We start from the raw sequence: 25,679 nt of genomic DNA on the forward strand, positions 1-25,679 counted from the left end.
GCTGATCAGGCTTGAGAAGCAAGGGCAATTCGCTGCAGCCGGAGCGGCGGTGCGATAAAGAAGGGGTCGGAGATTTCTGCCCGCCTGTGGCGCACACCCTGGTCATTGTTGAGAGCCCTACCAAGGCCCGAACCATCCGTGGTTTTCTTCCCAAGGCCTTTCGGGTTGAGGCGTCCATGGGCCATGTGCGTGACCTGCCGAACAATGCCAGCGAGATACCAGCGGCTCACAAAGGGCAGAAATGGGCCAATCTCGGCGTGAACACCGACGCCGACTTCGAGCCGCTGTACGTGGTGCCGAAGGACAAGAAGAAGATTGTTAAGGAGCTCAAGGATGCGCTGAAAGGTGCTGATCAGCTTCTGCTGGCGACTGATGAGGATCGCGAAGGAGAAAGCATCAGCTGGCACCTCCTCCAGCTTCTGGCCCCCAAAGTCCCCGTGAAGAGGATGGTCTTCCACGAGATCACAAAGGAGGCGATCGGGCGGGCTCTGGATCAGACCCGGGAGCTTGATATGGAGCTCGTGCATGCGCAGGAGACCCGCCGAATTCTCGACCGATTGGTGGGCTACACCCTCTCCCCGCTGTTGTGGAAGAAGGTGGCCTGGGGGTTGTCCGCCGGCAGGGTTCAATCAGTGGCTGTGCGTCTGCTCGTCCAGCGGGAGCGGGCCCGACGGGCGTTCAGAAGCGGGAGCTACTGGGACCTCAAGGCTGCGTTAGAGAAAGCTGGTACTCGCTTTGACGCCAAGCTCACCCAACTTGAGGGGCAACGCATTGCCACTGGCAATGATTTCGATGAAAGCACCGGCGGTCTGAAAGAAGGAAGCAAGGTGCGTCTCCTCAGCGAGGAGGATGCCCGAAACCTCTCCGCCGCTGTTGAGGCCGCGGACTGGAGCGTGACGGCCGTGGAAGAAAAACCCACGGTGCGCCGTCCCGTTCCGCCCTTCACCACCAGCACGCTCCAGCAGGAATCAAACCGGAAGTTGCGGCTGTCGGCACGGGAGACCATGCGTTGCGCTCAGGGGCTTTATGAGCGGGGCTTCATCACCTACATGCGAACGGATTCGGTGCACCTGTCGGATCAGGCCATCAGCGCAGCACGAAGCTGTGTGGAATCCCGCTACGGCAAGGAGTATCTGAGCAAGTCCGTGCGTCAGTTCAGCACCAAGTCCCGCAACGCTCAGGAAGCCCATGAGGCGATCCGCCCTGCCGGCGAGAGTTTCCGGGCTCCCCAAGACACTGGTCTGGACGGGAGGGATCTGGCCCTTTACGAACTGATCTGGAAGCGCACCGTGGCCAGTCAGATGGCTGAGGCCCGTTTGACCATGCTCTCCGTGGATCTCAGCGCTGTAAATGCCGTGTTCAGAGCCAGCGGCAAGCGCATCGATTTCCCGGGATTTTTCCGTGCCTACGTGGAGGGTAGTGATGATCCGGATGCAGCTCTGGAAGGCCAGGAGGTGCTGCTTCCCTCGCTGAGCGTTGGTGACGCACCGTCACTGAAGGACGTTGAAGCGCTCGGACACCAGACCCAGCCACCGGCGCGGTTCAGCGAAGCGTCCCTGGTGAAGATGCTGGAGAAGGAAGGCATCGGCCGTCCCTCCACCTATGCCTCGATCATTGGCACGATCGTGGATCGTGGTTACGCCACGCTTCTGAACAACTCCCTCACCCCCAGCTTCACAGCCTTTGCTGTGACATCGCTCCTCGAGGAGCATTTCCCTGATCTGGTGGATCCGGGGTTCACGGCCCGGATGGAGAACACACTCGATGAGATCTCGCATGGGACCGTGCAGTGGCTTCCCTACCTCGAAGGGTTTTACAAAGGCGACAAAGGGCTTGAATCCCAGGTTCATCAACGCGAAGGCGATATCGATCCCGGTGCCTCCCGCACCATTGATCTCGAAGGCCTGCCTTGTGTGGTGCGGATCGGACGTTTCGGGGCCTACCTGGAGTCGAAACGCGTTGGGGAGGATGGCGAGGAGGAACTGATCAAGGCCACCCTGCCGAGGGAAATCACCCCGGCTGATCTTGATCACGATCAGGCGGAACTGATCTTGAAACAGAAGGCTGATGGACCGGAAGCTCTGGGTGAAGATCCCGAAACCGGTGACCTTGTCTATCTGCTGTTTGGGCAGTACGGCCCTTACGTGCAGCGAGGGCAGGTGAGTGATGAGAATCCGAAGCCAAAGCGTGCTTCTCTGCCCAAAGGCGTCAAACCTGAGGAGCTCAGTCTTGATGATGCTCTGGGGTTGCTGCGTTTGCCGCGTTTGCTCGGTGAGCACCCCGATGGCGGCAAAGTTCAGGCCGGTTTGGGGCGATTCGGTCCTTACGTGGTTTGGGATAAAGGCAAGGGAGAGAAGGACTACCGCTCTCTGAAGGGCGATGACGATGTCCTGTCGGTAGGGCTGACCCGCGCCATGGAACTGCTGGCGATGCCCAAGCGTGGACGGGGCGGCCGCACAGCCCTCAAGGACCTGGGGAAACCCGATGGCAGCGAGGAGACCATTCAGGTGTACGACGGTCCTTACGGCCTGTATGTGAAGCAGGGCAAGGTCAATGCATCCCTTCCCGAGGGCAAGGGCGCGGAGGACATCACCCTGGAGGAAGCGGTGGAGCTGCTGGCTGCGAAGGCCTCAACGAAAAAATCCAGCAGCCGCAAATCCGCTGCCACCAAAAAGCCGGCGGCGAAGAAACCCGCTGCCAAAAAACCAGCTGCCAAGCCAGCTGCGAAAAAGCCACCGGCCACCACCAAGTCGGGACGCCTCCGGGCCAGTGCGGTGCGGGTGATCCGGCCTGGTGATTCCTGATGTCCGTGAGGCTGCTTCCCGGTGTTCTGCTGGCTCTGATGCTCCTGCAGGCCTGTGATGGCACGCCGTTCGGTCAACGGCTGTCAGACAGTTTTGACGGCCCATCGGCTCAGCCCTCTTCAGAGGACGCACCGCAGTCGGTTCAGGTCAAAGCGGAGCCAGTGGAGGAGGCGCCAGTCGAGAAGGATCCAGTGAAGAACGATCCAGTGAAGGTTGAGGCCGTGAAGACCAAGACCGGAGAGACCACGACCAACCCTCAGCCATCCACTCCTGAAGACGTTGAGACCAAGGCCGATCTCCCTCGCGCCATGACTAGACGCACGCTGCCGTATCGCATCACCATCCGCCTGTCGTCGGCTGATCCAGCGGCACCTGCGGAGGGGGTCACCGACGCTCTGCGCAAGGCCGGAATTGGCTTTGAGGTGGAAACCATCGAGAAAATCTCCAGGGCACAGTCGGCTGTGCCGATGGATGAACAACCGACTCCGTCGCCCTGATGCCACCAGCTCTCAGCCATCGACAGGCTCTGCGCATGATGGAGTGCTCGTACCTGGCGGCCGCCGCAGCTCTGATCTGGCTCGCGCTTTACTACCTCCCGGTGGGTGGTTCACTCTTTCGGCTGGCTCTTCCACTTCCCCTCGCCCTGCTGACGGTGCGTCGGGGGAGCCGTGCGGGGCTTGAAGGGCTGGCGGTGTCGATCCTCTTGCTGATGGCCTTGATGGGGCCTGTGCGGGGCCCCTTAATGCTCTTCCCCTACGGCTTGCTGTCGCTCTGGCTGGGCTGGTGTTGGCAGCATCGGCAGAGCTGGTGGATCAGTTGGGGCTTCGGCTTGGTGATCGGAGCCGCAGGGTTTCTGGTGAGGGTCGTGGCCCTCTCATTGCTGGTGGGTGAGAACCTCTGGGTGGTGATCACCCGAGCCGGTGCCGGACTGCTCGATCGCTTGCTTGAGCTGCTTCAGCTTCCGCTCGCGCCGGATCTTCTTTTGGTGCAGGTCATGGCCCTCGTCCTGGTTGTGATTCAGCAGCTGATCTACGTGCTGGCCCTCCATGCCTTGGCCTATTGGATCTTCCCCAGGCTGCAGGCGCCGGTTCCTGAGCCTCCGCGTCTTCTGAATGGTCTGGTTGCCCTCGATCCCCTCTGATCTCAATCTCCCGTCCGGCTGTCGACGGCTGACAGGGACGTCTTCGGGAGCCGGAGGGACAGTCCTGCTCAACCGCTGGCAATCCCCGGAGTTGTCCACCCCGGATTGTTTGCTGGTGCTCGCTTCCACGCGCTCTGCAGAGGTTCAGGGCATCTCCGCTGCTGGATGCACGGCAGCAGCCCGTCGCACCACAGCCCTCGCGGATGCTGAGCTGCTGATTCATGGTCCTGGCGTGCCTCCCCGCTGGCCGCTGCCCCCTCTGCCTGCAGGCGTGTCACCGGCACTGATCAGCAGGGTCGTCGCCGAGACGATCCCACTCAATCTTCAGGTGGCAGCCCTTGGGCTGCCGATCGAGCCTCCTTTTCCCCATCTGCGTTTCGAAGCCCCATCCCATGGGCCTGCGCACTGCCTGAGCGGTGGCTCCGCGATGGATCCCGAGCGGGCTGGACAGCTAATCCGACGGGGGAAACGGCTGGGCCGCCGCCTGCGCAGGCCTTTGGTTCTGGCGGAATGCGTGCCCGGAGGGACCACGACGGCGTTGGCGGTGCTCACGGGCCTTGGCCTTCCCGTGGCCCAACTCGTGAGTGGTAGTGCACTGCATCCACCGATGGAGCTCAAGCAAGCGCTTGTCGCTGAGGGGCTGTCTGCGATCCAGCCCGTCACGACGGATCCGGAGGTGCTGCTGGCGGCGGTTGGTGATCCGTTTCAGGCGCTCACGATGGGCGTCCTGCTGGGGGCGGTGGAGTCGGATCAGCCGATTCTTTTGGCCGGTGGCAGCCAGATGGTGGCGGTGCTGGCTCTTGCACTGGCAGCGCTCCCCCCCTGCCAGCAGCAGAGTCTCTGCAACAGGGTGATGCTGGGAACCACGGCATGGCTGGCGGCCGAATCGCTGGAGTCAGCGACCGGTCCCTCATCCCTCGAAGCCCTGCTGCTTCGCCTTGAACACCACTTCGGCGTTGCGTTGGAGGCGTATGCAGCGGGGTTGCGTTTCTTGCACAGTCGCCATCAACAATTGCGCGACTTTGAATCAGGTCATGTGAAGGAAGGCGTGGGTGCGGGTGGTCTGGCCCTGTTGGCCGCCTTGCGTGGTGTTGACCATGGCACCCTGCTGCAGGGATGTGACGACGCGATGGATCGGTTGCTGCAGGCCACGGACCTGCGTCCGCCCGCCCCGTAGGTTCGGGTCATGAAGGCTGCCACTTCCTCCATGCCACTCCTGCGTCGTAGGACGCTGTTGCAGATCGGTGCTCTCGGTGTGGCGGCAGGCCTGGCGGGGTGCGCTCAGGGGCTGATTAGGCCAACGCTCCGTGCCCCCGAAGACATCCTGCCTTCGCTGTGGCGTCGCCAGCTCCCTGCTCCTTGGCGGTTCGAACCCCTCAGCGGATCGACGCCGTTCCAGAGCCCCTGGACCAAGCCCACGGATCTCCTGGGTCTGGCGGATGGCTGGTTGTCGTCTCTGACCCCAGATCAGCTCCAGTCGGTGGCAGCTCCTGCGCTGGCAGCCAGGCTTGGAGCGCTCGGCCAGCGTTTTCTCACGGAGGCTCCGTCGGCTTGGAGTTCCAAACTTCTCCCCGTGGGCTTCAGTCCCTATGTGTTGCTGTTTCGCCAGGAGGGCCGTGCACGTCCGGCGGCGGATGCGGGCTGGATGACCTTGTTGGATCCTGCCCTCAAGGGCAAGGTGCTGCTGCCGGCTAGCCCGCGCCTGCTGATGTCCCTGGCGGATCACATGGACGCTCCGGATGGGCTCAGCCGTCTCAGGCAGGCAGCCATCAGCTTTGATGATCGCTACGGCCTCAATTGGCTCTTGCAGGGCGACGCTCGGGTGGCCGTGCTGCCCCTCCAGCGCTGCATGCAGGCTCTGAAGCGGGACCCTCGGCTGACCGCCGTGTTGCCAGAGAGTGGAGCTCCTTTGCATTGGACACTGTTGGCCCGTCCTGCGGGGACGGCCGAACCCCTGCCTCAGGCCTGGGTTTCCGAGGCCTGGAGACCTCCATTGCTCGCGCGCCTCCTGGCTCAGGGCTGGATTCCGCCTCTTCCTCGCGAGGAGCTGCTGGAAGCAGGCGGTCGAGTTCCAACTGATCTGCGCACTTTCGTGCTTCCCGACCAGGAGGTTTGGATGCGCAGCTGGACCCTCTATCCAGCTTCTGAAGACGAGGTTCGCCGTCTGCAGCAACGATGGAGATCGTCAGCCCCATAGGCGCCGCCTTGGCGCTGCGGCAAGCCTGCGGTGAGTGTCATCCAGCAGATCGGGGATCGGCAAGTGATTGGGACAGCGGGGCAGGCAGTCCCCGCAGTGTGCGCAGGCATCGGCATTCACTGTTTCCCACCAGTGCCCCGCCCGTCCAATCAGGTTGTATCGCTCCTCTGCGAATTCCTTGAGATCGTGGCCGAGGGCCAGATTGCGCAATCGCAGCAGCTCGGGAATTGGGACTTCGCTGGGACAGGGCAGGCAGGCACGGCATTGGCCGCAGAACTCCGCTCCCACCCGTTCGCGTCTCAGCGCTTCCAGGCGGGCAAGAACCTTCGTTTCCTGCTCCATCAGGGGGCCGTCTTGGTTGGCCAGGGCAGTGGCTAGGCTCAAGTCGGTGGGTGTCTCCGCTCCCACCGTGAGTGTGCTCACCCCTGTGGCCAGCAGAAAGCGGTAAGCCAGCGCGAGGGGAGCGAAGGGAGCGCAGTCGCTGACCAGTTGATCACTCGGTGCCTGCAGCCGACCGCCCTTGTCTGCCGGGGAGATAGCGAGCACACCCATCTGCTGGCCCAAAGCGTCCTCAGCCAAGGAGATGCGCTGCGGATCCAGGAGGTGGAGGTGAAGGCCGCAGAACCGGAAGCGGCCGCTGTTGATCGCCTGCTGGATGAGTGCATTGGATCCATGACTGGTGAATCCCACCTGTCCGACCTTGCCGCTGGTCAGTGCCCAGTCGATCAGCTGTGCTCCGTCACCGATCAGGGCCCAGTGGAGATGCTCCTCCCGGTTGATGCCATGGATCGCCAGGTTCTCCATCCTGGGGCGATCCAAGCGTTCCAGGCTGGCATCAAGAGCGCGACGGGCTTGGTCCAGGGTCTGGCCAGGTAACAGTTTGCTGGTGATGACCCAGTCGCCTTCCGCAGGACCAGTTCCCTCCTGATCCAGCTGCCTCAGCGCTTGTCCCAGAAAGGTTTCAGCCGGACCGTAGGCCGGTGCTGTTTCCACGTGGTTGATGCCAGCGTCGCTGGCACTTCGCAGCACGGACAGCATCTGGTCTTTTGATTGCAGCGCTCGCATGGTGCCGAGGGTGAACAGGCTCACAGCTGGGCCGTCGCCGAAGGCGCGCCGCCTTGTCATTGGCGCGGGTGCCTTGCTCAAACGTTCGGTGAATCGTTCGTTGCATCGTTGGGATCCGCCGAGTCCCGGCTTTCCAGGTGGCGCACCAGCGCGGCGGGGCTGACTTGATCCAGAAACCGGCGGAATTCATCCTGATCCTCTGCGTCGGCTTCGGCATCCACAGCGATTGAGGCCTCAGCGACCACTTCCTCCAGCATCCAGATGCTGCTGCCGGTTCGGATCGCTAGGGCGATGGCGTCGCTCGGGCGGGCATCGATCTCCGCTAGGCACTCCTCCTCTGATTCAGACTCGGTTGCCTCCCGCGCAGCGGGCTGATCCTCGTCCTGCTCGTGCCTGAGCCGCAGCACAGCACGGAACGTGCTGTCTTCAATGGCGTGGATGATCACCCGCTCCAGTTGCAGACCTCCTGCCTCAAGCAGGGCAGCCATGAGGTCATGGCTGAGGGGCCGGGGCTGGGGCGTTCCGTTCAGCCCCGCCATGATGTTGTGGGCTTGGGACTGATCGATCCAGATCGGTACCTGTCGGCGCCTGGACGGGTCGCGCAACAGCACGATCGGACTTCTGCTGCTGGCATCGAGGGCGATGCCAGCCACACTCATCTCCACCACGGACGGCTCCGCCGCTGCATCGATTATGACCAGGGATGAGGGCACTGAATGGAACCGATGTTCACGGGGTTGGTGCAAGCGGTCGGACGGGTGGAACGCCGGGGCCGGGGACTGCTCGTCGAGGGCTGTGCCCCGTTCGCTCCGCTTCAGCTCGGCGACAGCGTTGCCGTCGATGGAGTGTGTCTCACCGTGGCATCGCTGGTGGGTGATGGGTTCCTCGCCGATGTGAGCGAGGAGACCTTGCAAAGGACCTCACTGGGTCGCAAGGCCTCCAGGGGAGGGGCTGTCAATCTCGAGCCCGCTCTGCGACTCTCGGACCGACTCGGAGGTCATCTCGTGAGTGGTCACGTGGATGGAACGGGCGAGGTGGTCTCGATTGAGGCACTTCCCCAGTCCTGGACGGTGGAATTGCGCTGGAACAATTCCCATTTCGGCCGCTACATCTGCGATAAGGCCAGCGTTGCCGTCAACGGCATCAGCCTCACCGTGGCCGGGAGCAGCGACCAAGGCACGCGGTTCTGGGTTGCTGTGATTCCCCACACCTGGTCGGTCACCGCACTCAGGGATCTTGAGGTCGGAGACGATGTCAATCTTGAGATCGATCTGTTGGCGCGTTACACCGAACGGCTTCTCGCTGCCGGTGATAGAGGAGAACCCTCTGGGGAGCTCAGTGCTGACTGGCTCTCAGCCCATGGCTGGGGCTGAGATTCGATCACAAATCCTGGCGAGAAACGTGCGAGCTCAATACCTTGCGAAAGTTGTTCCTGATGAACCTTTCATGAGCTCTGAGGACCGCTCCGGTTCCCTTGGAACCTTCAAGACCTTTGCGATTGCCGAAGGAATCCTGCTGATTGTTCTCGGCATCCTTGCCCTGGTGTTTCCTGTCATCGCTTCGGTTTGGACCACCGTGGTGATCGCCGTTCTGTTCCTGGTCGGTGGCCTGGTGGGTTGGATCAGCAACCTGGCCCGTTCCGGACGCATGGGCCGTTGGATCTGTTTCTGGCGTCTTGTGGTGTCAACCCTGTTCCTCGTGGCCGGCGCTTCGATGATCAGCAACTTTGGTGATACTGCTGATGCTCTTCAGCAGGTCGCTGCCTTCGCTCTGGCGATCGGCATCGTCTTTTTGGTGGAGGGCGTCGTGGCCTTCTTCAGCGGGTTGGCCCATGCCAACCGTTCTGGAGCAGGCTGGGCTATCGCCAATGGGGTGATCACTTTCATCCTTGGATTGCTGATCGTGACTTTGAAGTTCTGGGGATTGCTCTGGGTTCTCGGAACATTGGTGGGAATCAGCTTCCTCTTCAGCGGGCTTGAGCTGATTGTGTTCAGCAGCTCAATGCACGACGATCAAAATCCTCCGGCTGCGACCTGATCGAAGGTCGATCGCCCTTCATTCGCAAGAAACCGGCAGATCACTGAATCTGTCGGTTTGATTCAACTCTCAATGTCGTCGAGAGAACATTCTGAGTCGTGCATTGGATTCAGAACGATGGTGCCGGAATCGGAGTTGAGTTCGATTTTGAATTCCTGCCCTGGGGTGAGTCCTAATCGGCGTGTGTACGCATGCCCGATGAGCAGGTTTCCATTGCCATGAACCCGCGTTCGGAAGTCAGCTTGCCGGCCACGTGTCCCGCCGGTGCTGGGTGAGCTGGAGGGAAGTTTGTAACCCTTGGCTTCAACCAGAGCGCGATAGAAGCTTTTGCGCAGCACGCGCCCACTGGGGCCGACGTAACCGCATCCCCGAGCAATTTCATCTTCAGGCCGGTTGCTAAGAGCGCGGGCCTTAGAGAGCAATTCGTCCCCTACCAACATCTCAATTAAAAGAGACATATCAATTCTGACTTCAGATGGCCCTGTGGGCAAGGAATTGGGCAGAAACCAATGCAAGCTGAACCGGTGAAGCTGCGTCAGATGAGATAGAGAATGACGAACAGAACCACCCAGATGCCATCGACGAAATGCCAGTAGAGCTCAGCGGCTTCCAGGGGAAAGTGATTGGTGGCGCTCACTCTCCCTGAAGAAGTCCGGCACTGCCACCAGACAATCAGGATCATCAGTGCTCCCAGGGTCACATGCAGGCCGTGAAATCCAGTCAGGGCGTAAAACGTGCTGGCGTAGAGATTGTCAGCAAGTCCGAAGGGCAGCGTGAAGTACTCCACCATCTGACTGACGAGAAAAGCGAGACCGAGCCCTGCTGTACCAAGTAACCAGTAACGGCAACGTTCGTTGAGACCTTTGCGAAGATTCACTCCTGCGCGATGAAACGTGGCACTGCTCACGAGGAGCAGGATGGTATTCAAGGTGGGCAGGGGCAGTTCGAGTTCATACACGGCTCCAGGCATCAGGGGGTTGACGGCCTTGAACGTGAGGTATGCGGCGAAGAAGCCAGCGAACGTCATGGCATCGGCCACAAGGAATGTGGCGAGTCCGAACATGCGATGGTCGGGATGCTCCTCCTCGTGATGTTCGATCTGTTCTTTGATCTGGTCTTGTGGTGTCAAAGACGTCATTGTCCGTTCCTCCAGAGATCACTCCCACTCACGGAACGAAGGTCGATTTCATCCTCAGGAATGCCGTAGGCATAGGGATTGGCGACCAGCGGCGGCTCTCCTTTCCAGTTCTCCACCGGTGGCGGAGAGGTGGTGAGCCATTCGGGTGTGAGGGCATTCCAGGGGTTGTCGCCAGCAATGGCACCCTGGCTGGCGCTGGCGATCAAGTTCCAGAGAAAGGGGAGTGTGCTGATGGCCATCAACAAGGCACCCACACTGCTGAATTGGTTGATCAGCTGGAATTGAGGGTCGTATTCCGCGACCCGGCGGGGCATGCCGTTCAGTCCGAGCCAGTGTTGCGGAGCGAAGCAAAGGTTGAACCCAACAAATGTGATCAGGAAGTGAAACCGCCCGAGATGTTCATTCATCAGCCGCCCTGTCACCTTCGGGTACCAGTGGTAGATCGACGCGAAAATCACAAACACCGAGCCTCCGTAGACGATGTAGTGGAAATGAGCAACAACAAAGTAGGTGTCATGGACATGCACATCGAAGGGCACTTGGGCCAGTGCCACGCCGGTGATGCCGCCGAGGACGAAATTGACGATGAAGCCGCAGGAAAACAGCACGGCGCTGTTGAGGCTGATCTTTCCTCCCCAGAGGGTGGCGAGCCAATTGAAGAATTTAATTCCTGTGGGAACGGCGATGAAGGCCGTGGCAATCGTGAAAAACAGACGCATCCAGGGAGGTGTTCCGCTGGTGAACATGTGGTGGGCCCAAACCACTAAACCCAACACCACAATTGCCATGATCGAATACACCATGGTGGTGTAGCCGAACAGGGGTTTTCGGCAATGGATTGGGAGAATTTCACTCACCAGGCCAAAGGCCGGAAGCACCATGATGTAGACCGCTGGATGGGAATAAAACCAGAACAAGTGTTGATACACCACAACATTGCCGCCCAATCCTGGATTAAAAAATCCGGTGTGAGCCACGATGTCGAAACTAAGCATGATCAACGTTCCAGCCAGCACAGGTGTGGACAGCACGACCAAAATGCTGGTCCCAAGCATGGCCCAGCAATACATCGGTAATTGCATCAATTTCAAGCCTGGCCGGCGTAGTTTCAAAATCGTGGCAATGAAATTGATGCCTCCAAAAATGGAACTCCCTCCGAGTAACAACACACTCAGGATCCAGATGATCTGGCCACTCGCTGGTGTCGTGAGGCTGAGTGGTGGGTAAGCCGTCCACCCGGACTGAGCCGCCCCTGTGATGAAGTAACTGCTGATCAGCAGTAGGCCTGCTGGAGGGATCAGCCAGAAAGCCACAGCATTGAGTCTGGGGAACGCCATATCACGTGCGCCCACATAGAAGGGAATCAGATAGTTTCCGAAAGCACCATTCACCACCGGCACGATCCAAAGAAAGATCATCACCGTGCCATGCAAAGTGAGCACTTGGTTATACACATCCCGGGGCATGAAATCCGAGATGGGGCTGACCAGTTCTGTACGGATCGCACCTGCCAAGGCTCCACCGATTAAATAGAAGGCAAATCCGCAGACCATGTACTGCAGTCCGATGACCTTGTGGTCAACACTGAAGCTCAGGTATCGCAACCAGCCCGTTGGTTGCAGGGACTGTGGAGTCGGTGGTGATTGTTGGGGAACAGTGAGTGTCATGCCTCTTGCACTGGGGGTTTACGGTTCGCCTGAAGCCAGGTGTTGAAATCGTCAGGGCTTTCCACCACAACGGTTGAGCGCATGCCTCCGTGGTAAGGACCACAGAGCTCGGCGCAGACAATGGGGTAGCGCCCAGGTCGAGTTGGAGTGAAATCCAGCAGCGTCGGTTGTCCTGGGATCACATCCTGTTTGAGACGAAATTCGGGCACCCAGAACGCATGAATGACATCTTTTGCTTCCATGCGAAGAGTTACCGGGCGACCTGCTTGCACATGCAATTCTCCGGACATGATGTCGCCATCTGGGTAATGGAATAGAAATGCAAATTGCATCGCTGTGACTTCAACTGGCAATGGTTGCAACGCTGATGCAGCAGGCGTTGTAGAGATTTCCGATGATCCGATGCCTCCCCAGATGCGTTGTTCGGTTTGCATCGATGTCCCATGGTCACCATGACTCAAAGGCGCCATTCCACCCATCCGTTCATAGATGTCATAACTAAAAAGACCAACGAAAAGCACCACGATTGCTGGAACGGCAGTCCAGAACACTTCCAATGGAAGATTCCCTTCCAAGGCCAAGCCATCTCCAAGTTGGCCCGGACGACGGCGAAAACGCACAAGGCTGAAGATGATCAGACCGACAATGCCGAGAAACAGGATTGTTCCGATGCTGAAAAGAACACGGAATAGCTCGTCATAGATGGGTGCATTGGTACTGGCGTCAACGGGAAGAAGATTGATGTTCTGGCCGATCCATAGTCCCCCGAGGACAAGGAGCATCCCCAGTACCAGAGTGACGATCGCAGAGGGGATCTGCACTATGACCTCAACACAGTCAACTTCAGACTATGGAGCTCTGCGCCATTCACCACGGGGTGATTGTTAAAAACGCCTGAAATTCCTTCGTTTTGACTTGCATGATCCCTCTCATGTCAGCGAAATCGCATTAATCAGAAGACTTGATGTTGTACTTCTGCAAAGAGCGTGTCGTTCTGATTCAAATCGCTACGTTTTGGATATCCCAGGTTTTCCGCGGAGCCGGCGTTGACTGCATCGTCCATGGGTTCGATCCGACTCCGTCTCGCTCAGCTTGCAGCGCATTTGGTGGTGGCCCTCGTAGCCCTGGTCGTCATCGGTGGTGCCACCCGTGTGATGGAGGCCGGTCTGGCCTGTCCTGACTGGCCTCTCTGCTACGGGACGTTCCTTCCAGGTCGGCAGATGAATCTGCAGGTCTTTCTGGAATGGTTTCACCGGCTCGATGCGTTTGTGGTGGGCGTCGCTCTGCTTGTGCAGCTCGCTGTTGTTGGGTGGCATCGACGCAATCTGCCGGCCTGGCTTCTTCCCTTCAGCGGTTTCCTAGTGCTGATGGTGGCTCTGCAGGGAGGCCTGGGGGCTCTCACCGTGCTTCAGCTCTTGCCGTCGGCCGTCGTGACGGCCCATCTGGCACTCGCGTTGACCCTTGTGATCTCTGTGAGCGGCCTAACCCAAGTTTTATTGAGCGACTCCGAAGCTGCTTCTGCCCCGCGTTGGTGGCCCTGGCTCGGGGGGATGAGCGTTTTTGCTGTCACCGCTCAGAGTCTTGTCGGGGGGCGGATGGCAACGTCCTGGGCAGCTCAGCGCTGTCTTGAGACTGGTCAGTCCTGCCAATGGCTGCACTGGCATCGATCCTTTGCAACTCCTGTGGCAACCGCTGTCGCTCTGTTTGTTGTCGTGGCCCTGCTCGCCGGTGGCTGGGCCCGGCAGCAGTGGCCGCTGCTGCTCATGGCGCTTTCTCTGGTGGCAGCCCAGGTCGCTCTCGGGGTGTCGACGTTGCGCATGGGCTTGGCCCAGCCGGCATTGACTGTGGGACATCAGCTCGTGGCCTGTCTTTTGGTGGCCGTGCTTTCCGCTCTCACCTGCCGTCGTCCTCCGGCGTCATCGGCACCCCGTCCTGTCGTCCTCGACTCATCAATTCTGGAGACTTGTCATGGCTAGTTCATCCGCCACAGCAGTCCCGCTCACTCGGGAGCAGGTTGTTCCCTCGAGAAAACGTATCAAGCTTCCTCCCTGGTTGGAGGTGGCCAAGCCACGCCTGATTCCTCTTCTGCTGGCCACCACCCTTGGGGGAATGGCGCTCACGGAAGGTTGGCCGCTGTCGTCGCCTCGGCTTGTCTGCACCCTGGGTGGAGGTGCCCTCGCTGCTGCAGCTGCCGGTGTTCTCAACTGTCTTTGGGAGCAAGAGCTCGACGGCCGAATGCAGCGCACCAGTGGACGAGCCCTGCCATCGGGCCGCCTGTCTCCCTCAGCGGCCTTCGCAGGCGCGGTCTCCTGCGCACTAGCCGCTGCAACCCTGCTGGTGAGCGGGGTGAACTGCCTTGCTGCGGGACTTTCGCTACTGGGGCTATGCAGCTATGTGCTGCTCTACACAGCTCTCCTCAAGCCTCGGACACCTCAAAACATTGTGATCGGAGGGGTAGCTGGGGCGATTCCACCGTTGGTCGGAGCCGCTGCAGCTACCGGACATGTCGGCCTCGGTGGTTGGTGGTTGTTCGCCTTGGTGATGGTGTGGACTCCTGCCCATTTCTGGGCTCTCGCCTTATTGCTGCGCGATGACTACCGCGCCGTAGGCATCCCCATGTTGCCGGTGGTGAAAGGGCCGCTTGTGACGGCGCGGGCAATTCGTCGTTATGGGTGGGCAACGGTGATCATCAGCTTTTTGGGAGTTTGGGCTCTCCCTGAAGGGGGCTTGCTGTACGGCCTGCTTCTGCTTCCTTTCAATGGAAGGCTGTTGCAAATGGTTGAACGGCTCGCTGATGAGCCCGACAGCACCGAGCGCGCCAAGGGCCTGTTCCGCTGGTCGATTCTCTATCTCTTCGGGATCTGTCTGCTCCTGATCTTCAGCCGTCAATCAGGTGCTGCATTATTTGACCTACAGCTAAGAAGCTGGATTGCTTCCTTCCCGAGCGGCTTCTCCGGCATCAGTGCCTAGATTTTGCCCCACGTGTTTCCTAGGACGGGATGTCACTGATTGAGCTGGATCATCTGGTGAAGTCCTACGGGATGGTTCCGGCTCTGACGGATCTCACTCTCGCTGTTCCTGAAGGCTGCCTCTACGGATTTCTCGGTCCCAATGGGGCTGGTAAAACCACGACATTGCGCATCCTCGCCACGCTGCTATCACCCGATCACGGTCGGGTGATTGTGGCCGGAGTCGATGCGTTGCAGAACCCCCGTCAAGTACGACAGATCCTTGGGTACGTGGCCCAAGAGGTGGCGATCGACAAAATCCTCACAGGTCGTGAACTTCTGGCTTTGCAGGGCGATCTTTATCACCTGCCCAGATTGGACAGGAATCAGCGCATCGATGATCTGATTCAGCGTCTTTCGATGGGGGATTGGATTGACCGGCGCTGCGGAACCTATTCCGGTGGGATGCGGCGCCGGTTGGATCTTGCTGCTGGTTTATTGCATTCTCCACGCCTTTTGGTGCTTGATGAGCCCACCGTTGGCCTTGATCTCGAGAGTCGCGCCGTGATCTGGGATGTGCTTCAGGACCTCAGGGACCAAGGCACAACCATCCTGCTCAGCAGTCATTACCTCGAGGAGGTTGAGGCCCTGGCCGAACGCATGGCGATCATCGACGCTGGTCGGGTGATTGCTGAGGGGTCCCCCGAAGAGCTGAAATGTGCCCTTGGAGGCGATCGCGTCACGCTGCGTGTGCGTGAATTCAGTAATCAAACTGAGGCGGAAAGGGTCCGTGAGCTTCTGGATGCCGTTGAAGGCGTGCGCAGGATCGTGATCAACAGGGCTCAAGGACATTCCTTGAACCTTGTTGTGGATGGAGACCATGTCCTCCCCCGCCTCAAGCAGCGCCTGGGTGAAAGCGATCTTCCCGTGTTCTCCCTGGCCCAGAGTCGACCAAGCCTGGATGATGTCTACCTGCAGGCGACGGGCCGCACCCTGATGGATGCCGAACTTGCGGTGGTCGGTCAGCGTGATCCCAAGCAGGAGCGTCGACAGTCGATGCGTTGAAGCTTCAACACGGTTGCTTTTTTTCGTTGTTCTGATTCATGACCAACCCTGCTTTCGATCTCTCCACCCCACGGCAGTACCAACGCTCCGCCATGTCTGAGCTTGCCCAGGAGACAGGCGCTCTCACCCGCAGGCTGTTCGTCCAACTTCAGCGGCGACCGTCCACCCTGGTGGCGGGGATCCTTCAGCCTTTGATCTGGCTGGTTCTGTTCGGCGCTTTGTTTTCCAGAGCTCCGGAAGGCCTTCTGCCCGGCGGTGTGAGTTACGGGCGGTTCCTGGGTGCTGGGGTGATTGTGTTCACAGCGTTCAGCGGAGCTCTCAATGCCGGCTTACCGGTGATGTTTGATCGGGAATTCGGTTTCCTCAATCGCCTGCTTGTGGCTCCATTGCGCAGTCGCAGTTCGATTGTGCTCGCCTCTGTGATCTACATCACCACCTTGAGCCTTGTGCAGAGTCTGGCAATCATGATCACGGCCTCACTTCTTGGATACGGCTGGCCAGGAGCGGCAGGTCTTGTTCTCGTGATGGTCACGCTTCTGCTGCTGGTGTTTGCTGTGACCGCCTTGAGCCTCGGGCTCGCCTTCGCGCTTCCCGGTCATATCGAGCTGATCGCCGTGATCTTCGTAGCGAACTTGCCTCTTTTGTTCGCCAGTACCGCCTTGGCTCCCCTTAGTTACATGCCTCCCTGGTTGGGCTGGCTAGCAGCGCTGAATCCCCTTACCTTCGCGATAGAACCCATCCGTGCCGCCTATGCCGGTCCGTTGGATCTTTCTTCCGTTCTTCTGGAAGCTCCCTACGGGGATGTGACCGGCACCACCTGTCTGCTTGTGCTTTCTCTGCTGACAGCCGGCCTGTTTCTTCTCATTCGCCCCCTGCTCAATCGCAAGCTCGCCTGATCCCGTGACTTTCTCTCCTTACCAGCATCAGGACCCTCGCCAGATCTCCTTGCAGCGTCAGATCGAGCAATCGCGGCAGGAGGGTGATATTCGGCGATTACAGCGTCTGGAACTTCAGTGGGTTCACCGTTATGGAGTGGCCTCTTTGCCTGGTGCCGATCAGACCATGATTCAGTCGGAGGTCCCTCAGGACAATTCAGAGCTACCTCCTATAGAGGTGTCTCAAGATGAGGTGGACCGCATCCTGGGTCTAGGACAGACAGGCGCGGAGCTGAAGGAGCAGGAGCCTTTAGAGCTGAAGGAGCAGGAGCCTTTAGAGCTGAAGGAGCAAGCGCATTCAGTGCCTGCTTCTGTTGTTCCTGTTCCAATCGCTAGCCCTCACCGACTGCGCCGCTGGCTCAAGCCGCTCCCACTCCCTGAATCCCACAAAGCCTCCTGATGACTTCGTCTTGCGGCGCTGGGTTCAATCGGCAGCAACTCAACCATGGGCTGATCGTGTCCGTTCAGGCGCCTGAGGGCTCACCGATGCGTCATCCCGATGTCATCGCCGCCATGGCCGAAGCCTCATTGCGAAACGGTGCCATCGGCGTCAGGTTGGAGAGTCCTGAGCACATCGGTGCAGTACGCGAACGTTGTCCGAACGCTCTGATTATTGGACTTTGGAAGCGTTCTTGGGCAGATAGCTCGGTTTACATCACGCCGCGCTGGCACGAAGTGAAAGCTGTTTGGGGGGCTGGTGCTGATGTGGTGGCGCTCGATGCAACTGATCGGTCTAGGCCCAATGGTGAGGACTTAGAGAGCCTGGTGAAACGGGCCAAGGATGATCTCGGAGCGCCGTTGATGGCCGATGTCGACAGCGTGGAAAACGGCTTGAGAGCCGCGGCCTTGGGATGCGACTGGATTGGCACCACCCTGTTTGGCTACACCGAACAGACCAAAGAGTCGAGACCGCCCGGCTTGCATCTTTTGAAGCCGTTACGCGCTCAGCTTTCAGCGGAAACAATGTTGATCTGTGAGGGAGGTATCGCGTCTCCGCAGACCGCTAGCGAAGCCATCGACGAGGGCGCTGATGCAGTGGTTGTGGGCACCGCGATTACGGGTGTGGATCTTCAGGTGGCGTCTTATCACCGACACATCACCAGGCAAACTGATTGAGTCCTGTGAGACTCGGTCGTGGCTCGCCTGGTTGTCCTCCCAGTCTTGATGACTGGATTTGTGTTCGGGCTGCCGATGGCAAGCCTGCCGATGGGAGAGCTTCAAGCTCTCAACCGGGAGTTGGGACAGCTTTGCAGCAAGCCACCTCGAGAGGCGTTGGCGGTGTGCCGTATTCACGCCCGCCTGATTCGTGCGTTCTGATCATCGGATCATGCGCATCAGACGGGCGTGAGTGCAATCACATCATTCCGGGCATGCCCATTCCGCCCATTCCGCCCATTCCGCCCATTCCGCCCATGGGATCGCCACCAGGTGCAGGAGCTGCAGGAGGTTCGGGCTTATCGGCCACCACTACTTCGGTCGTAATCAGCAGCGACGCGATGGAAACCGCATCCTGCAGGCCCAGTCTCACCACTTTGGCGGCGTCAAGGATGCCAGCTTCCAGGAGGTTTTCATAAGCACCTGAGAGTGCATTGAAGCCCTGGCCGGTGCGCTGCACCTGCTCGATAACCACATCGCCATTGGCCCCTGCATTGATCGCGATCTGCCGCAGAGGTGCACTCAGAGCCCGACGCACAATCTCGACCCCGGTGCGCTGATCACCGTGCAGTTGCTCAGCCAGCCCGTTCAAGGATCCGGCTAGTTGGATCAATGTGCTGCCACCGCCGGCCACGATGCCTTCTTCAACGGCGGCTCTGGTGGCATTCAGGGCATCTTCGATCCGCAGTTTGCGGTTCTTGAGCTCGGTTTCCGTCGGAGCTCCGACCTTGATCACGGCCACACCGCCGGCGAGTTTGGCGATTCGCTCGTTGAGCTTCTCGCGGTCGTACTCGGAGTCGGTGTTGTCCAATTCCCTGCGGATGGACGCCACACGCTCAGCGACGGCATCACGGCTGTCTTCGCTAGCGACGATGGTGGTTTCTTCCTTGCTGATGGTGATGCGGCGGACGCGGCCAAGATCCTCCAGGGTCACCTTGTCGAGCGTCATGGCTCGGTCTTCGCTGATCACGGTTCCACCGGTGAGGATGGCGATGTCGGCAAGGGCCGCTTTGCGGCGCTCGCCGAAGGAGGGTGCACGCACAGCGGCCACCTGAAGCACGCCGCGGTTTTTGTTCACGACCAGGGTTGCCAAGGCCTCTCCATCGACTTCCTCGGCCAGGATCACCAGGGGAGATCCGGTTTTTTGAACCGTCTCAAGAATCGGCACGAGATCAGCCACGGCACTGATCTTGCGATCGGTCAGCAGCAGCAGAGCATTTTCGAACTCACAGATCTGACGATCACCATCGGTGACGAAATAAGGCGAGCTGTAACCCCGATCGAAGGCCATTCCTTCGGTGACCTCCAGCTCCGTGGCCAACGACTTTGATTCCTCGACGGTGATCACCCCATCGACGGTGACCTTGTCCATGGCTTCAGCCACCATGTGGCCAACTTCTTCATCGCCTCCGGCACTCACTGTGGCCACCTGCCGGATGGCATCTCCACTGACGGACTGGCTGCGCTCGGCGAGACCTTCAACGATCAGAGCGACGGCTTTCTCCATGCCACGACGGAGCTCGATCGGGCTGGCACCGGCTGCGGTGTTGCGTAGACCTTCCTCCACCATGGCCTGCGCCAAAACGGTCGCAGTCGTCGTGCCATCACCGGCTTTGTCCTTCGTCTTCGAGGCCACCTGTTGAATCAGTTTGGCACCGATGTTTTCAAAAGGATCTTCGAGTTCAATTTCCTTGGCGATCGTGTCGCCGTCATTGACGATATCGGGAGCTCCGAAGCTTTTCTCCAGCACCACGTTGCGTCCACGGGGGCCGATCGTGACGCGCACGGCATCGGCGAGAGCATTCATGCCTCGCTCCAGTGCGGCGCGAGATTCATCCGAAAAACTGAGAAGTTTGGCCATGAGTGACACTTACCCGTTGGTCAATGTCCCACAGCGGCAGGGCGCCTCGGGCGGTTCCTGAAGTGGGGAAAGCCGAATCTTTCTCTGTTCAGGCCCACCAGAACGAAGACTGCTCGGTAGCGTTGAACCATGAACGATTCAGGCGCGCTGTTCTTCGTTCTGATGACCGGTCTAGCCGGGATCATGGCGCTGGTCTACGTGCCACTGCGGATCTTTCTCACAGCGACAGAGCGAAGACGGCGGTACAAGCTGCTGCAGAAAATTCGCAGGCTCAGAGATGAGCTGGTGCAGCCCATTGAACCTGGAACAACCCCTTAAAATCTGCGATTGAACCGAGGGATTGAGCTCAACCCATCACCATGCCGCCATCCACCTGAAGAACCTGCCCGGTGATGTAAGCAGCGGCCGAATCTGCGGCAAGGAAGCGCACCGCCCCTGCCACCTGCTCCGGGGTCCCGAACGTCCCGAGCGGGATAGCAGTGAGAATGCCCTCGCTGTCAAGGTCCTTGGTCATGTCGGTGGCGATGAATCCTGGGGCTACGGCATTCACCGTGATACCCCGGCTTGCCATTTCCTTCGCAGCACTGCGGGTCAGGCCCACGACACCGGCCTTGGCAGCTGCGTAATTAGCCTGCCCTGCATTGCCCATCAGTCCAACGACTGAGGTGATGTTGATGATCCGACCGCTTTTTTGCTTGAGCATCGGCCGGGTCACAGCGCGGGTGCAGAGAAACACTCCGGTGAGATTGAGATTGATCACCGCGTTCCAGTCGGTGGATTTCATCCGCATCAGCAGCCCATCGCGCGTGATGCCCGCGTTATTGACTAGTACATCGATGCGACCGCTGCGCTCAAGCACCGTTTTGATCAGTGCGTCCACGGCGTCTTCATCGCCCACGTCGGCCTGAAGGGCATAGCCCTTTTGCCCCATGCTTTCGATCTCCTTCACCACGGCTTCGGCCGCATCCGGGGAGCTGGCGTAATTCACCACAACTTCCGCGCCACATTTAGCCAGGGCCAGAGCCACGGCACGCCCGATTCCCCGGCTGGCACCGGTCACAAGGGCGGTTTGACCATCGAGGGTCCGGGTTGGGTTCATCCGATCTCTGCAGCCGAACGATCGTAAGCATCAGCCTCAGCCACGCTGAATTCAGAGATCGGTCAATCCTTAGGAGTGACTCCGCTCATGGTTTCCACGGTGTCGATGGCGTCTCCCAGGATCGTCCTGAACGCAGTCAGTTGATCTTGGCTGCCCATCACCACAAGCATCTGTCCCGGTGCCAGGGTCATGCTGCTGCTGGGATTGGCGATCAGTGTGCTGTTCTCGCGGATGGCAAGCAGCATGGCGCCACTGCGACGATCGAGCGCCAGTTCCGCGAGGCTCCGATTGCAAAGCTGGTTCATCACGAGAGGATCCTGGCTCAATCGGAACTCCTCGATTTCGCAGTCAGAGCCTGCCAGTAGATCCATGAAGTCAACGCCGATGGGCCGCAGGGCCGTGGCTGCCATGACCCGGCCTCCGGCGACGTAGGGACTCACCACCACGGAGGCTCCGGCGAGTTCCAGTTTGGAGGCGGCCTCATCACTGTCGGCTCTGGCGATCAGCCGGCAGTTGTTCCGAAGGCCTCTCGCGCTGAGAATCACATAAAGATTGGCGGCATTGCTGGGTAGTGCCGTCACCAGGCTTCGGCAGCGGTCAAGCCCTGCCTCCAGGAGTGTTTCATCAAGTGTTGCATCGGCTTGAAGCACCTGTAGTCCTCGTTCCTGCGCAGCTCTCTGTCGTTTTGGATCCATTTCCACCACGAGAATCGGAACGTTCTCAAGCAGCAGCTGCTCACCGATCTCCTTACCGATCCGGCCATATCCACAGAGAATCACGTGGTCGTGCATGCGCCGCAGCATCCGACGGAATCGAATATCCCGCACTTGGCGGAAGTAGCCGGATTGTGACAGTCCCAGCACCCGTTGGATCGTGAGCTGGACCACCAACAGTCCGCCGGCGATGATCAGCACGGTGACTAAACGTCCTGCCTGGGACAGTGGCTCCACCTCGCCGTAGCCGATGGTGCTGATGGTGATCAGTACCATCCACAGGCAATCACCCCAGTCCCAGCCTTCGGTGATGCGGTAACCGATAGCGCCACTGAGAATCACGGCCGTGAGCGCCAGTACCGGCAGCAGCCATGGGCGGGCCAGGAGCTGTAGTTGGCGGCGACGCTGGCCAGTTTTCAATCGGCGCGAGACTTGTTGGCGTCGCGGTTTGTTCATTAGAAACCGAGGGCTTTCATCACCTCCTCGGTGCTCAAGCCCCGTCGATCGCCAGGTAGGACCCGGATGACGTCCCTTGAGGGCAGGCTATCGGTCGAGGATCCCATCGCCACCAGGGCAACGCCGCAGTATGCCGATAGCAGTTGGGTGATCGCGCAGCTGCTCAGAACAACATCGGCGCAGGCCACAGCTGCCGCACGTTGAGCGAACGGTGCTTGGGGGGTGAGAACCTCGCAGCGCAGCTGTGGCAAGCGCTCACGAATCTTCTCGGGCAAAGACTGCCAACGCTCTTCGGGCCAGTCATTGGCGGAGTCATCCGGTGCCAACAGCAGGAGCGGTCCCTCTCCGGGTGGTTGTCGCTGGCGGGCGGCCTCCATGGCTTCGGCCGGCAGGCTGAGGCGAAAATCGTCTGCTTTCAGGGACAGGCCCAGGGGTTTGAGAAACGATGCGAATCTCTGGGGTTTCCATCCCTGGTCAGTGGACACCAAGGCGGTGCTGGAGAACCCCTCAGTTGCCACACGAACGGGGATATGGCTCATCGAAAGCATCAGGTTGACCTGACGTCCGGTCGCAAAATTCAGACAGGCTTGGAAATCGGGTTCGCGCACAAGCCCAAGAAGATTGGCCCATTCAGCGAGATTGGGATCTCCCGCAAAGGGGAAGGGAATCACTTTTTCAACAGCAGGAAGCAAGGTCCACAGCGCTCGATGGGCCGGCTCGCAGGCCACCTGGATCTGGGCTTCGAGCTGTTCGGCGACGGCTGCGACGGCAGGAAGTCGCTCCAGCTGCTGCTGCAGGCTTCCGGGGCTGATAGCAAGAACGCGCATGAAGCGGCAGCACAGAGGGTGCGTGCTGATTGTATGGAGGCCGTTTCAGCCTGCTATCAGCAGGAGTCGCTTGTGCATCTGTTGATTGCTGCAGCGGGCAGTGGCCGGCGCATGGGGGCGGATCGCAACAAACTTCTGCTTCCTGTGAATGGTCGCCCGGTCCTCGCCTGGACCCTCGAGGCCGCCTTCGCAGCTGAGTCCATCCATTGGATCGGCGTGATCGGCCAACCTGTGGACCAACCCGCCATGGCTGCCTTGTTCGCCCAAGCCCCGCAACCGGTGACCTGGATTGAAGGAGGTAGTACCCGGCAGGAGTCGGTGGAGCGAGGCTTGCAGGCCCTACCCCAGGACGCACGCCAGGTGCTCATTCATGACGGTGCCCGATGCCTTGTGGCTCCGCAGGTGTTCAATCGCTGTACTGAGGTGCTCATTCAGGGCGGTGCGGTCATCGCTGCAACCCCTGTGAGTGACACCATCAAGCGTGTTGACTCCCAGGGCGTGATCACTGACACTCCCGATCGTTCTGAGCTATGGGCCGCCCAGACGCCCCAGGGATTCTCAGTGTCAGAACTGCGCGAAGGTCATGCCCAGGCGAGAGCCCGCAACTGGGTGGTCACCGACGATGCCTCGTTGTTTGAGCGTCTTGGCTGGGCGGTGCGGGTACTCGACGCAGGGCCAGGAAACATCAAGGTGACCACACCGTTCGATCTCATTGTGGCTGCTGCGGTCTTGGCTCAGCGCTGATCCGGCAGGTCGAGGCTCAGGATTCCCCGGTTGGCATCAAGGCAGGCTGGAACGCCCACTGGCAGGGCTGCATTGCCTCCTGGGCCATGCCCGACCGGCAACCCGGAAATCACGGGAATGCCCAGATCGACAGTGCGTTCCTTCAGGACTTGCTCCAGGCTGAACGTTTCTTCCGCGCTCGCTGAAAGGTTGGAATCCTCGCAGCCGCTGAACCGTCCCAGCCCCAGGCCTGCCAGACCCTGAAGACTGCCCGCCAGGCGCCAATGCGTCAGCATCCTGTCGAGGCGGTAAGGAGCTTCACCGACGTCCTCGATCACGAGGATCATGCCCCTCATATCGGGCAGATGGGAACTGCCCAGCAGGTGAGATGCCACGGTGAGATTGGCGGTGAGCAGTGGACCTTGCGCTTTCCCGCCCACCCAGGTCTCCCCGTTGAGATCGGGTGCCATCCGATCAAAGAGCAGTTCCTGGAGGCGTTGCTGGCTCCAGTCGGGTTCATCGGCCAGGGTTGTCACCAAAGGACCGTGCACGCCTCCTCCGACGCCCTGGGCGAGCCTTGAACAGAGCAAGGCCGTGATGTCGGAGAATCCGAGAAGCCAGCCAGCGCTCCAGGACCAGGATTGTTCGAGCAGTCGTGCTGCTCCCCAACCACCGCGGGCGCAAGCCAGCAGGGGTGGGGTCGGTCGCTGATCGAGGTCGGCTCTGCGTTGCTGGTCGGTGCCAGACAGATATCCCCAGTGCCGCGCATCAAGCTGATGGGGTTGCACTTTGAGTCCCCAGGATTCGAGCACGGTGATTCCGCGTTTCAGGCTGTCGTCATCGCGTAGAGCCGAACTGGGTGCCGTGATGGCAACAGCATCGCCGCGCCTAAGTGACGGCGGTTGAACAACGGGGGCCTTGATTCGTGGCATCAACCCAACCGGCTGAGGATGACCCCGGCGAGCAACAGAGTGCCGATTTGCACTTGCCTGGCGAAGTGTTTGGCGTACACAGAGCCAGCTTGCTGTTCTTCCGCCTTCAGGGGGAGGGTTGAACGCCAGAGGGCGATGCAGGCAACACTCCAAAAGATCCAGAAGATCACCCCCGATTGCATAGCAGAGGCTGCAACAGCGATCCCTGCAGCTGTCAGTCCATACCCAGCGCGTACAACCTTCACGGCGGAATCCCCGAGGGTCAATGCGCTGCTGTGGAGCTTGAGCTTGGCGTCGTCAGGGCGGTCCGCCATCGCGTACACGGTGTCGAAACTGAAGGTCCAGCAGAGTGTTGCCCCCCAGGTGGCAACCAGCGGCAGGCTGAGACTCAGGGACCCAGTGGCTGCAGCCCATGGAATCAGGACAGCGAAACCCCAGCACAGAGCAAGGACGGCCTGTGGAAAGGGAAACCAGCGCTTGGCGGAGGGGTAAAGGAGGATCGGCGGTAAGGCTAAAAACGCTAATTGGAGGCAGAGAAGTCGCACATCTCCAGGCAGGCTGATCACCACCATCAGCGCCAGCGTCAGCAGGACGGTGAGCAGAGTGAAGGCCTGCACACGGTTGAGATCCCCACGGGCTAACGGCCTTTGACTGGTGCGTGCCACCTCACGGTCGAATCTTTGGTCCCAGAGGTCGTTGGCAATGCAGCCTGCTGCACTGACGGAGAGTCCTCCGACCAGGATTTGCAGGATGAGCTGCAGGGATGGAGTTCCCGCCGGATTCAGCCAGAGGCTCCATCCGGCGGGTATTAAAAGGATTAAACGGCCACTGGGTTTGTTCCAGCGCAATAGGGCCACCCAGGGGGACGTGAGGCGGGAGGAGAGCGTGCCGGTCACGGACTGGGTTGAAGGGCTTG

General features: G+C 59.9%; 28 protein-coding genes. 16 read left to right on the top strand and 12 right to left on the bottom strand.

Annotation, left to right across the window (positions count from 1 at the left end):
• Positions 1 to 86: 86 nt before the first annotated feature.
• The 5 genes from topA to ACLM45_RS13160 are packed head-to-tail and all read left to right on the top strand — an operon-like array spanning position 87 to position 6,142.
• On the top strand, positions 87 to 2,804 hold the full coding sequence (topA, locus tag ACLM45_RS13140) for a type I DNA topoisomerase (protein ID WP_415409708.1): 2,718 nt from the start codon (positions 87 to 89) through the stop codon (positions 2,802 to 2,804).
• Entirely contained in the window at positions 2,804 to 3,301 is a 498-nt protein-coding gene (locus tag ACLM45_RS13145; RefSeq protein WP_415409709.1) for a hypothetical protein, read from the top strand. Before topA ends, ACLM45_RS13145 begins: the two co-directional genes overlap by 1 nt.
• Positions 3,301 to 3,945, top strand: a complete 645-nt coding sequence (locus ACLM45_RS13150) for a DUF2232 domain-containing protein (RefSeq protein ID WP_006043493.1) — start codon at positions 3,301 to 3,303, stop codon at positions 3,943 to 3,945. Before ACLM45_RS13145 ends, ACLM45_RS13150 begins: the two co-directional genes overlap by 1 nt.
• Entirely contained in the window at positions 3,917 to 5,122 is a 1,206-nt protein-coding gene (locus ACLM45_RS13155) for a nicotinate-nucleotide--dimethylbenzimidazole phosphoribosyltransferase (RefSeq protein WP_415409710.1), read from the top strand. The genes ACLM45_RS13150 and ACLM45_RS13155 overlap by 29 nt, the downstream gene beginning before the upstream one ends.
• 9 nt (positions 5,123 to 5,131) lie before the next feature.
• The gene (locus ACLM45_RS13160; protein ID WP_415409711.1) at positions 5,132 to 6,142 is read left to right on the top strand and encodes an ABC transporter substrate-binding protein; all 1,011 of its coding nucleotides are present in this window, start codon (positions 5,132 to 5,134) and stop codon (positions 6,140 to 6,142) included.
• Here ACLM45_RS13160 and ACLM45_RS13165 read toward each other — a convergent pair.
• Positions 6,131 to 7,267 carry an aldo/keto reductase gene (locus tag ACLM45_RS13165; RefSeq protein WP_415409713.1) on the bottom strand — a complete coding sequence of 379 codons (1,137 nt, stop codon included), beginning with the start codon at positions 7,265 to 7,267 and terminating at the stop codon, positions 6,131 to 6,133. The two genes, ACLM45_RS13160 and ACLM45_RS13165, sit on opposite strands and share 12 nt — an antisense overlap.
• Positions 7,268 to 7,284: 17 nt before the next feature.
• A complete protein-coding gene (locus ACLM45_RS13170; RefSeq protein ID WP_415411436.1) occupies positions 7,285 to 7,875 on the bottom strand; it encodes a bifunctional nuclease family protein in 591 nt (196 codons plus the stop codon).
• A gap of 57 nt (positions 7,876 to 7,932) precedes the next feature.
• Between ACLM45_RS13170 and ACLM45_RS13175 the strand changes: the two genes are divergently transcribed.
• Together ACLM45_RS13175 and ACLM45_RS13180 are read left to right on the top strand one after the other, a co-directional pair.
• Entirely contained in the window at positions 7,933 to 8,580 is a 648-nt protein-coding gene (locus tag ACLM45_RS13175) for a riboflavin synthase (RefSeq protein WP_038005496.1), read from the top strand.
• A gap of 73 nt (positions 8,581 to 8,653) precedes the next feature.
• The gene (locus tag ACLM45_RS13180; RefSeq protein ID WP_415409715.1) at positions 8,654 to 9,244 is read left to right on the top strand and encodes an HdeD family acid-resistance protein; all 591 of its coding nucleotides are present in this window, start codon (positions 8,654 to 8,656) and stop codon (positions 9,242 to 9,244) included.
• Positions 9,245 to 9,306: 62 nt separating this feature from the next.
• On the opposite strand, the gene ACLM45_RS13185 is transcribed toward ACLM45_RS13180, so the two are convergent.
• From ACLM45_RS13185 to ACLM45_RS13200, 4 genes are all read right to left on the bottom strand, one after another.
• Complete coding sequence (locus ACLM45_RS13185) at positions 9,307 to 9,684, bottom strand: AbrB family transcriptional regulator (RefSeq protein ID WP_006043500.1); 378 nt, start codon at positions 9,682 to 9,684, stop codon at positions 9,307 to 9,309.
• 95 nt (positions 9,685 to 9,779) lie between these two features.
• A complete protein-coding gene (locus tag ACLM45_RS13190; RefSeq protein ID WP_415409716.1) occupies positions 9,780 to 10,382 on the bottom strand; it encodes a cytochrome c oxidase subunit 3 in 603 nt (200 codons plus the stop codon).
• Positions 10,379 to 12,049: a cytochrome c oxidase subunit I gene (gene ctaD, locus ACLM45_RS13195; RefSeq protein ID WP_415409718.1), complete on the bottom strand. Its 1,671-nt coding sequence runs from the start codon at positions 12,047 to 12,049 to the stop codon at positions 10,379 to 10,381. The genes ACLM45_RS13190 and ctaD overlap by 4 nt, the downstream gene beginning before the upstream one ends.
• Positions 12,046 to 12,870: a cytochrome c oxidase subunit II gene (locus ACLM45_RS13200; RefSeq protein WP_006043503.1), complete on the bottom strand. Its 825-nt coding sequence runs from the start codon at positions 12,868 to 12,870 to the stop codon at positions 12,046 to 12,048. Before ACLM45_RS13200 ends, ctaD begins: the two co-directional genes overlap by 4 nt.
• 240 nt (positions 12,871 to 13,110) lie before the next feature.
• On the opposite strand from ACLM45_RS13200, the gene ACLM45_RS13205 reads away from it, so the two are divergent.
• Genes ACLM45_RS13205 through ACLM45_RS13235 form a run of 7 tightly spaced genes read left to right on the top strand, consistent with a single transcriptional unit; the run spans position 13,111 to position 18,314 of the window.
• Entirely contained in the window at positions 13,111 to 14,025 is a 915-nt protein-coding gene (locus ACLM45_RS13205) for a COX15/CtaA family protein (protein WP_415409720.1), read from the top strand.
• Positions 14,018 to 15,019, top strand: coding sequence for a heme o synthase (locus ACLM45_RS13210; RefSeq protein ID WP_415409721.1), 1,002 nt, complete (start codon positions 14,018 to 14,020; stop codon positions 15,017 to 15,019). Before ACLM45_RS13205 ends, ACLM45_RS13210 begins: the two co-directional genes overlap by 8 nt.
• A 29-nt stretch (positions 15,020 to 15,048) precedes the next feature.
• Entirely contained in the window at positions 15,049 to 16,062 is a 1,014-nt protein-coding gene (locus tag ACLM45_RS13215) for an ATP-binding cassette domain-containing protein (protein WP_415409722.1), read from the top strand.
• A 38-nt stretch (positions 16,063 to 16,100) separates the two neighbouring features.
• The gene (locus ACLM45_RS13220) at positions 16,101 to 16,958 is read left to right on the top strand and encodes an ABC transporter permease (protein ID WP_006043507.1); all 858 of its coding nucleotides are present in this window, start codon (positions 16,101 to 16,103) and stop codon (positions 16,956 to 16,958) included.
• Between the two features lie 4 nt (positions 16,959 to 16,962).
• On the top strand, positions 16,963 to 17,397 hold the full coding sequence (locus ACLM45_RS13225; protein WP_415409724.1) for a hypothetical protein: 435 nt from the start codon (positions 16,963 to 16,965) through the stop codon (positions 17,395 to 17,397).
• Positions 17,397 to 18,113, top strand: a complete 717-nt coding sequence (locus ACLM45_RS13230; protein ID WP_415409726.1) for an N-acetylmannosamine-6-phosphate 2-epimerase — start codon at positions 17,397 to 17,399, stop codon at positions 18,111 to 18,113. The genes ACLM45_RS13225 and ACLM45_RS13230 overlap by 1 nt, the downstream gene beginning before the upstream one ends.
• An 18-nt stretch (positions 18,114 to 18,131) precedes the next feature.
• Complete coding sequence (locus tag ACLM45_RS13235; RefSeq protein WP_006043510.1) at positions 18,132 to 18,314, top strand: hypothetical protein; 183 nt, start codon at positions 18,132 to 18,134, stop codon at positions 18,312 to 18,314.
• A gap of 37 nt (positions 18,315 to 18,351) precedes the next feature.
• Here the strand turns inward: ACLM45_RS13235 and groL are convergent, their stop codons facing one another.
• The gene (gene groL / locus ACLM45_RS13240) at positions 18,352 to 20,013 is read right to left on the bottom strand and encodes a chaperonin GroEL (protein WP_415409727.1); all 1,662 of its coding nucleotides are present in this window, start codon (positions 20,011 to 20,013) and stop codon (positions 18,352 to 18,354) included.
• Between the two features lie 129 nt (positions 20,014 to 20,142).
• Here groL and ACLM45_RS13245 point away from each other — a divergent pair, with 129 nt between their 5' ends.
• Positions 20,143 to 20,331, top strand: coding sequence for a hypothetical protein (locus ACLM45_RS13245; RefSeq protein ID WP_006043512.1), 189 nt, complete (start codon positions 20,143 to 20,145; stop codon positions 20,329 to 20,331).
• 28 nt (positions 20,332 to 20,359) lie between these two features.
• Here ACLM45_RS13245 and fabG read toward each other — a convergent pair whose 3' ends face one another.
• From fabG to ACLM45_RS13260, 3 genes are all read right to left on the bottom strand, one after another.
• Entirely contained in the window at positions 20,360 to 21,112 is a 753-nt protein-coding gene (fabG, locus tag ACLM45_RS13250) for a 3-oxoacyl-[acyl-carrier-protein] reductase (RefSeq protein ID WP_415409728.1), read from the bottom strand.
• 62 nt (positions 21,113 to 21,174) lie between these two features.
• Complete coding sequence (locus ACLM45_RS13255; protein ID WP_415409729.1) at positions 21,175 to 22,281, bottom strand: potassium channel family protein; 1,107 nt, start codon at positions 22,279 to 22,281, stop codon at positions 21,175 to 21,177.
• Entirely contained in the window at positions 22,281 to 23,108 is an 828-nt protein-coding gene (locus tag ACLM45_RS13260) for a glycosyltransferase family 9 protein (RefSeq protein WP_415409730.1), read from the bottom strand. The genes ACLM45_RS13255 and ACLM45_RS13260 overlap by 1 nt, the downstream gene beginning before the upstream one ends.
• Positions 23,109 to 23,180: 72 nt before the next feature.
• Here ACLM45_RS13260 and ispD point away from each other — a divergent pair, with 72 nt between their 5' ends.
• Positions 23,181 to 23,852 carry a 2-C-methyl-D-erythritol 4-phosphate cytidylyltransferase gene (gene ispD, locus ACLM45_RS13265; protein WP_415411437.1) on the top strand — a complete coding sequence of 224 codons (672 nt, stop codon included), beginning with the start codon at positions 23,181 to 23,183 and terminating at the stop codon, positions 23,850 to 23,852.
• Here ispD and ACLM45_RS13270 read toward each other — a convergent pair.
• Together ACLM45_RS13270 and ACLM45_RS13275 are read right to left on the bottom strand one after the other, a co-directional pair.
• Positions 23,843 to 24,763 (bottom strand): S66 peptidase family protein, encoded by a 921-nt coding sequence (locus ACLM45_RS13270; protein WP_415409731.1) that lies wholly within the window; start codon positions 24,761 to 24,763, stop codon positions 23,843 to 23,845. The genes ispD and ACLM45_RS13270 overlap by 10 nt on opposite strands.
• A complete protein-coding gene (locus ACLM45_RS13275; protein ID WP_415409733.1) occupies positions 24,763 to 25,659 on the bottom strand; it encodes a 4-hydroxybenzoate polyprenyltransferase in 897 nt (298 codons plus the stop codon). The genes ACLM45_RS13270 and ACLM45_RS13275 overlap by 1 nt, the downstream gene beginning before the upstream one ends.
• Positions 25,660 to 25,679 lie beyond the last annotated feature (20 nt).

The organism is Synechococcus sp. A10-1-5-9 (assembly GCF_047716785.1).
In the GTDB taxonomy this organism is placed as follows: Bacteria; Cyanobacteriota; Cyanobacteriia; order PCC-6307; family Cyanobiaceae; genus Synechococcus_C.

Excerpts from the sequence above, each read along its gene's own strand:
- ACLM45_RS13145 (WP_415409709.1), top strand. The coding sequence starts at position 2,804 with ATGTCCGTGAGGCTGCTTCCCGGTGTTCTGCTGGCTCTGATGCTCCTG.
- ACLM45_RS13150 (WP_006043493.1), top strand. The coding sequence starts at position 3,301 with ATGCCACCAGCTCTCAGCCATCGACAGGCTCTGCGCATGATGGAGTGC.
- ACLM45_RS13155 (WP_415409710.1), top strand. The coding sequence starts at position 3,917 with ATGGTCTGGTTGCCCTCGATCCCCTCTGATCTCAATCTCCCGTCCGGC.
- ACLM45_RS13160 (WP_415409711.1), top strand. The coding sequence starts at position 5,132 with ATGAAGGCTGCCACTTCCTCCATGCCACTCCTGCGTCGTAGGACGCTG.
- ACLM45_RS13165 (WP_415409713.1), bottom strand. The coding sequence starts at position 7,267 with ATGACAAGGCGGCGCGCCTTCGGCGACGGCCCAGCTGTGAGCCTGTTC.
- ACLM45_RS13175 (WP_038005496.1), top strand. The coding sequence starts at position 7,933 with ATGTTCACGGGGTTGGTGCAAGCGGTCGGACGGGTGGAACGCCGGGGC.
- ACLM45_RS13180 (WP_415409715.1), top strand. The coding sequence starts at position 8,654 with ATGAGCTCTGAGGACCGCTCCGGTTCCCTTGGAACCTTCAAGACCTTT.
- ACLM45_RS13185 (WP_006043500.1), bottom strand. The coding sequence starts at position 9,684 with ATGTTGGTAGGGGACGAATTGCTCTCTAAGGCCCGCGCTCTTAGCAAC.
- ACLM45_RS13190 (WP_415409716.1), bottom strand. The coding sequence starts at position 10,382 with ATGACGTCTTTGACACCACAAGACCAGATCAAAGAACAGATCGAACAT.
- ctaD (WP_415409718.1), bottom strand. The coding sequence starts at position 12,049 with ATGACACTCACTGTTCCCCAACAATCACCACCGACTCCACAGTCCCTG.
- ACLM45_RS13205 (WP_415409720.1), top strand. The coding sequence starts at position 13,111 with ATGGGTTCGATCCGACTCCGTCTCGCTCAGCTTGCAGCGCATTTGGTG.
- ACLM45_RS13210 (WP_415409721.1), top strand. The coding sequence starts at position 14,018 with ATGGCTAGTTCATCCGCCACAGCAGTCCCGCTCACTCGGGAGCAGGTT.
- ACLM45_RS13215 (WP_415409722.1), top strand. The coding sequence starts at position 15,049 with ATGTCACTGATTGAGCTGGATCATCTGGTGAAGTCCTACGGGATGGTT.
- ACLM45_RS13220 (WP_006043507.1), top strand. The coding sequence starts at position 16,101 with ATGACCAACCCTGCTTTCGATCTCTCCACCCCACGGCAGTACCAACGC.
- ACLM45_RS13230 (WP_415409726.1), top strand. The coding sequence starts at position 17,397 with ATGACTTCGTCTTGCGGCGCTGGGTTCAATCGGCAGCAACTCAACCAT.
- groL (WP_415409727.1), bottom strand. The coding sequence starts at position 20,013 with ATGGCCAAACTTCTCAGTTTTTCGGATGAATCTCGCGCCGCACTGGAG.
- ACLM45_RS13245 (WP_006043512.1), top strand. The coding sequence starts at position 20,143 with ATGAACGATTCAGGCGCGCTGTTCTTCGTTCTGATGACCGGTCTAGCC.
- fabG (WP_415409728.1), bottom strand. The coding sequence starts at position 21,112 with ATGAACCCAACCCGGACCCTCGATGGTCAAACCGCCCTTGTGACCGGT.
- ACLM45_RS13255 (WP_415409729.1), bottom strand. The coding sequence starts at position 22,281 with ATGAACAAACCGCGACGCCAACAAGTCTCGCGCCGATTGAAAACTGGC.
- ACLM45_RS13260 (WP_415409730.1), bottom strand. The coding sequence starts at position 23,108 with ATGCGCGTTCTTGCTATCAGCCCCGGAAGCCTGCAGCAGCAGCTGGAG.
- ACLM45_RS13270 (WP_415409731.1), bottom strand. The coding sequence starts at position 24,763 with ATGCCACGAATCAAGGCCCCCGTTGTTCAACCGCCGTCACTTAGGCGC.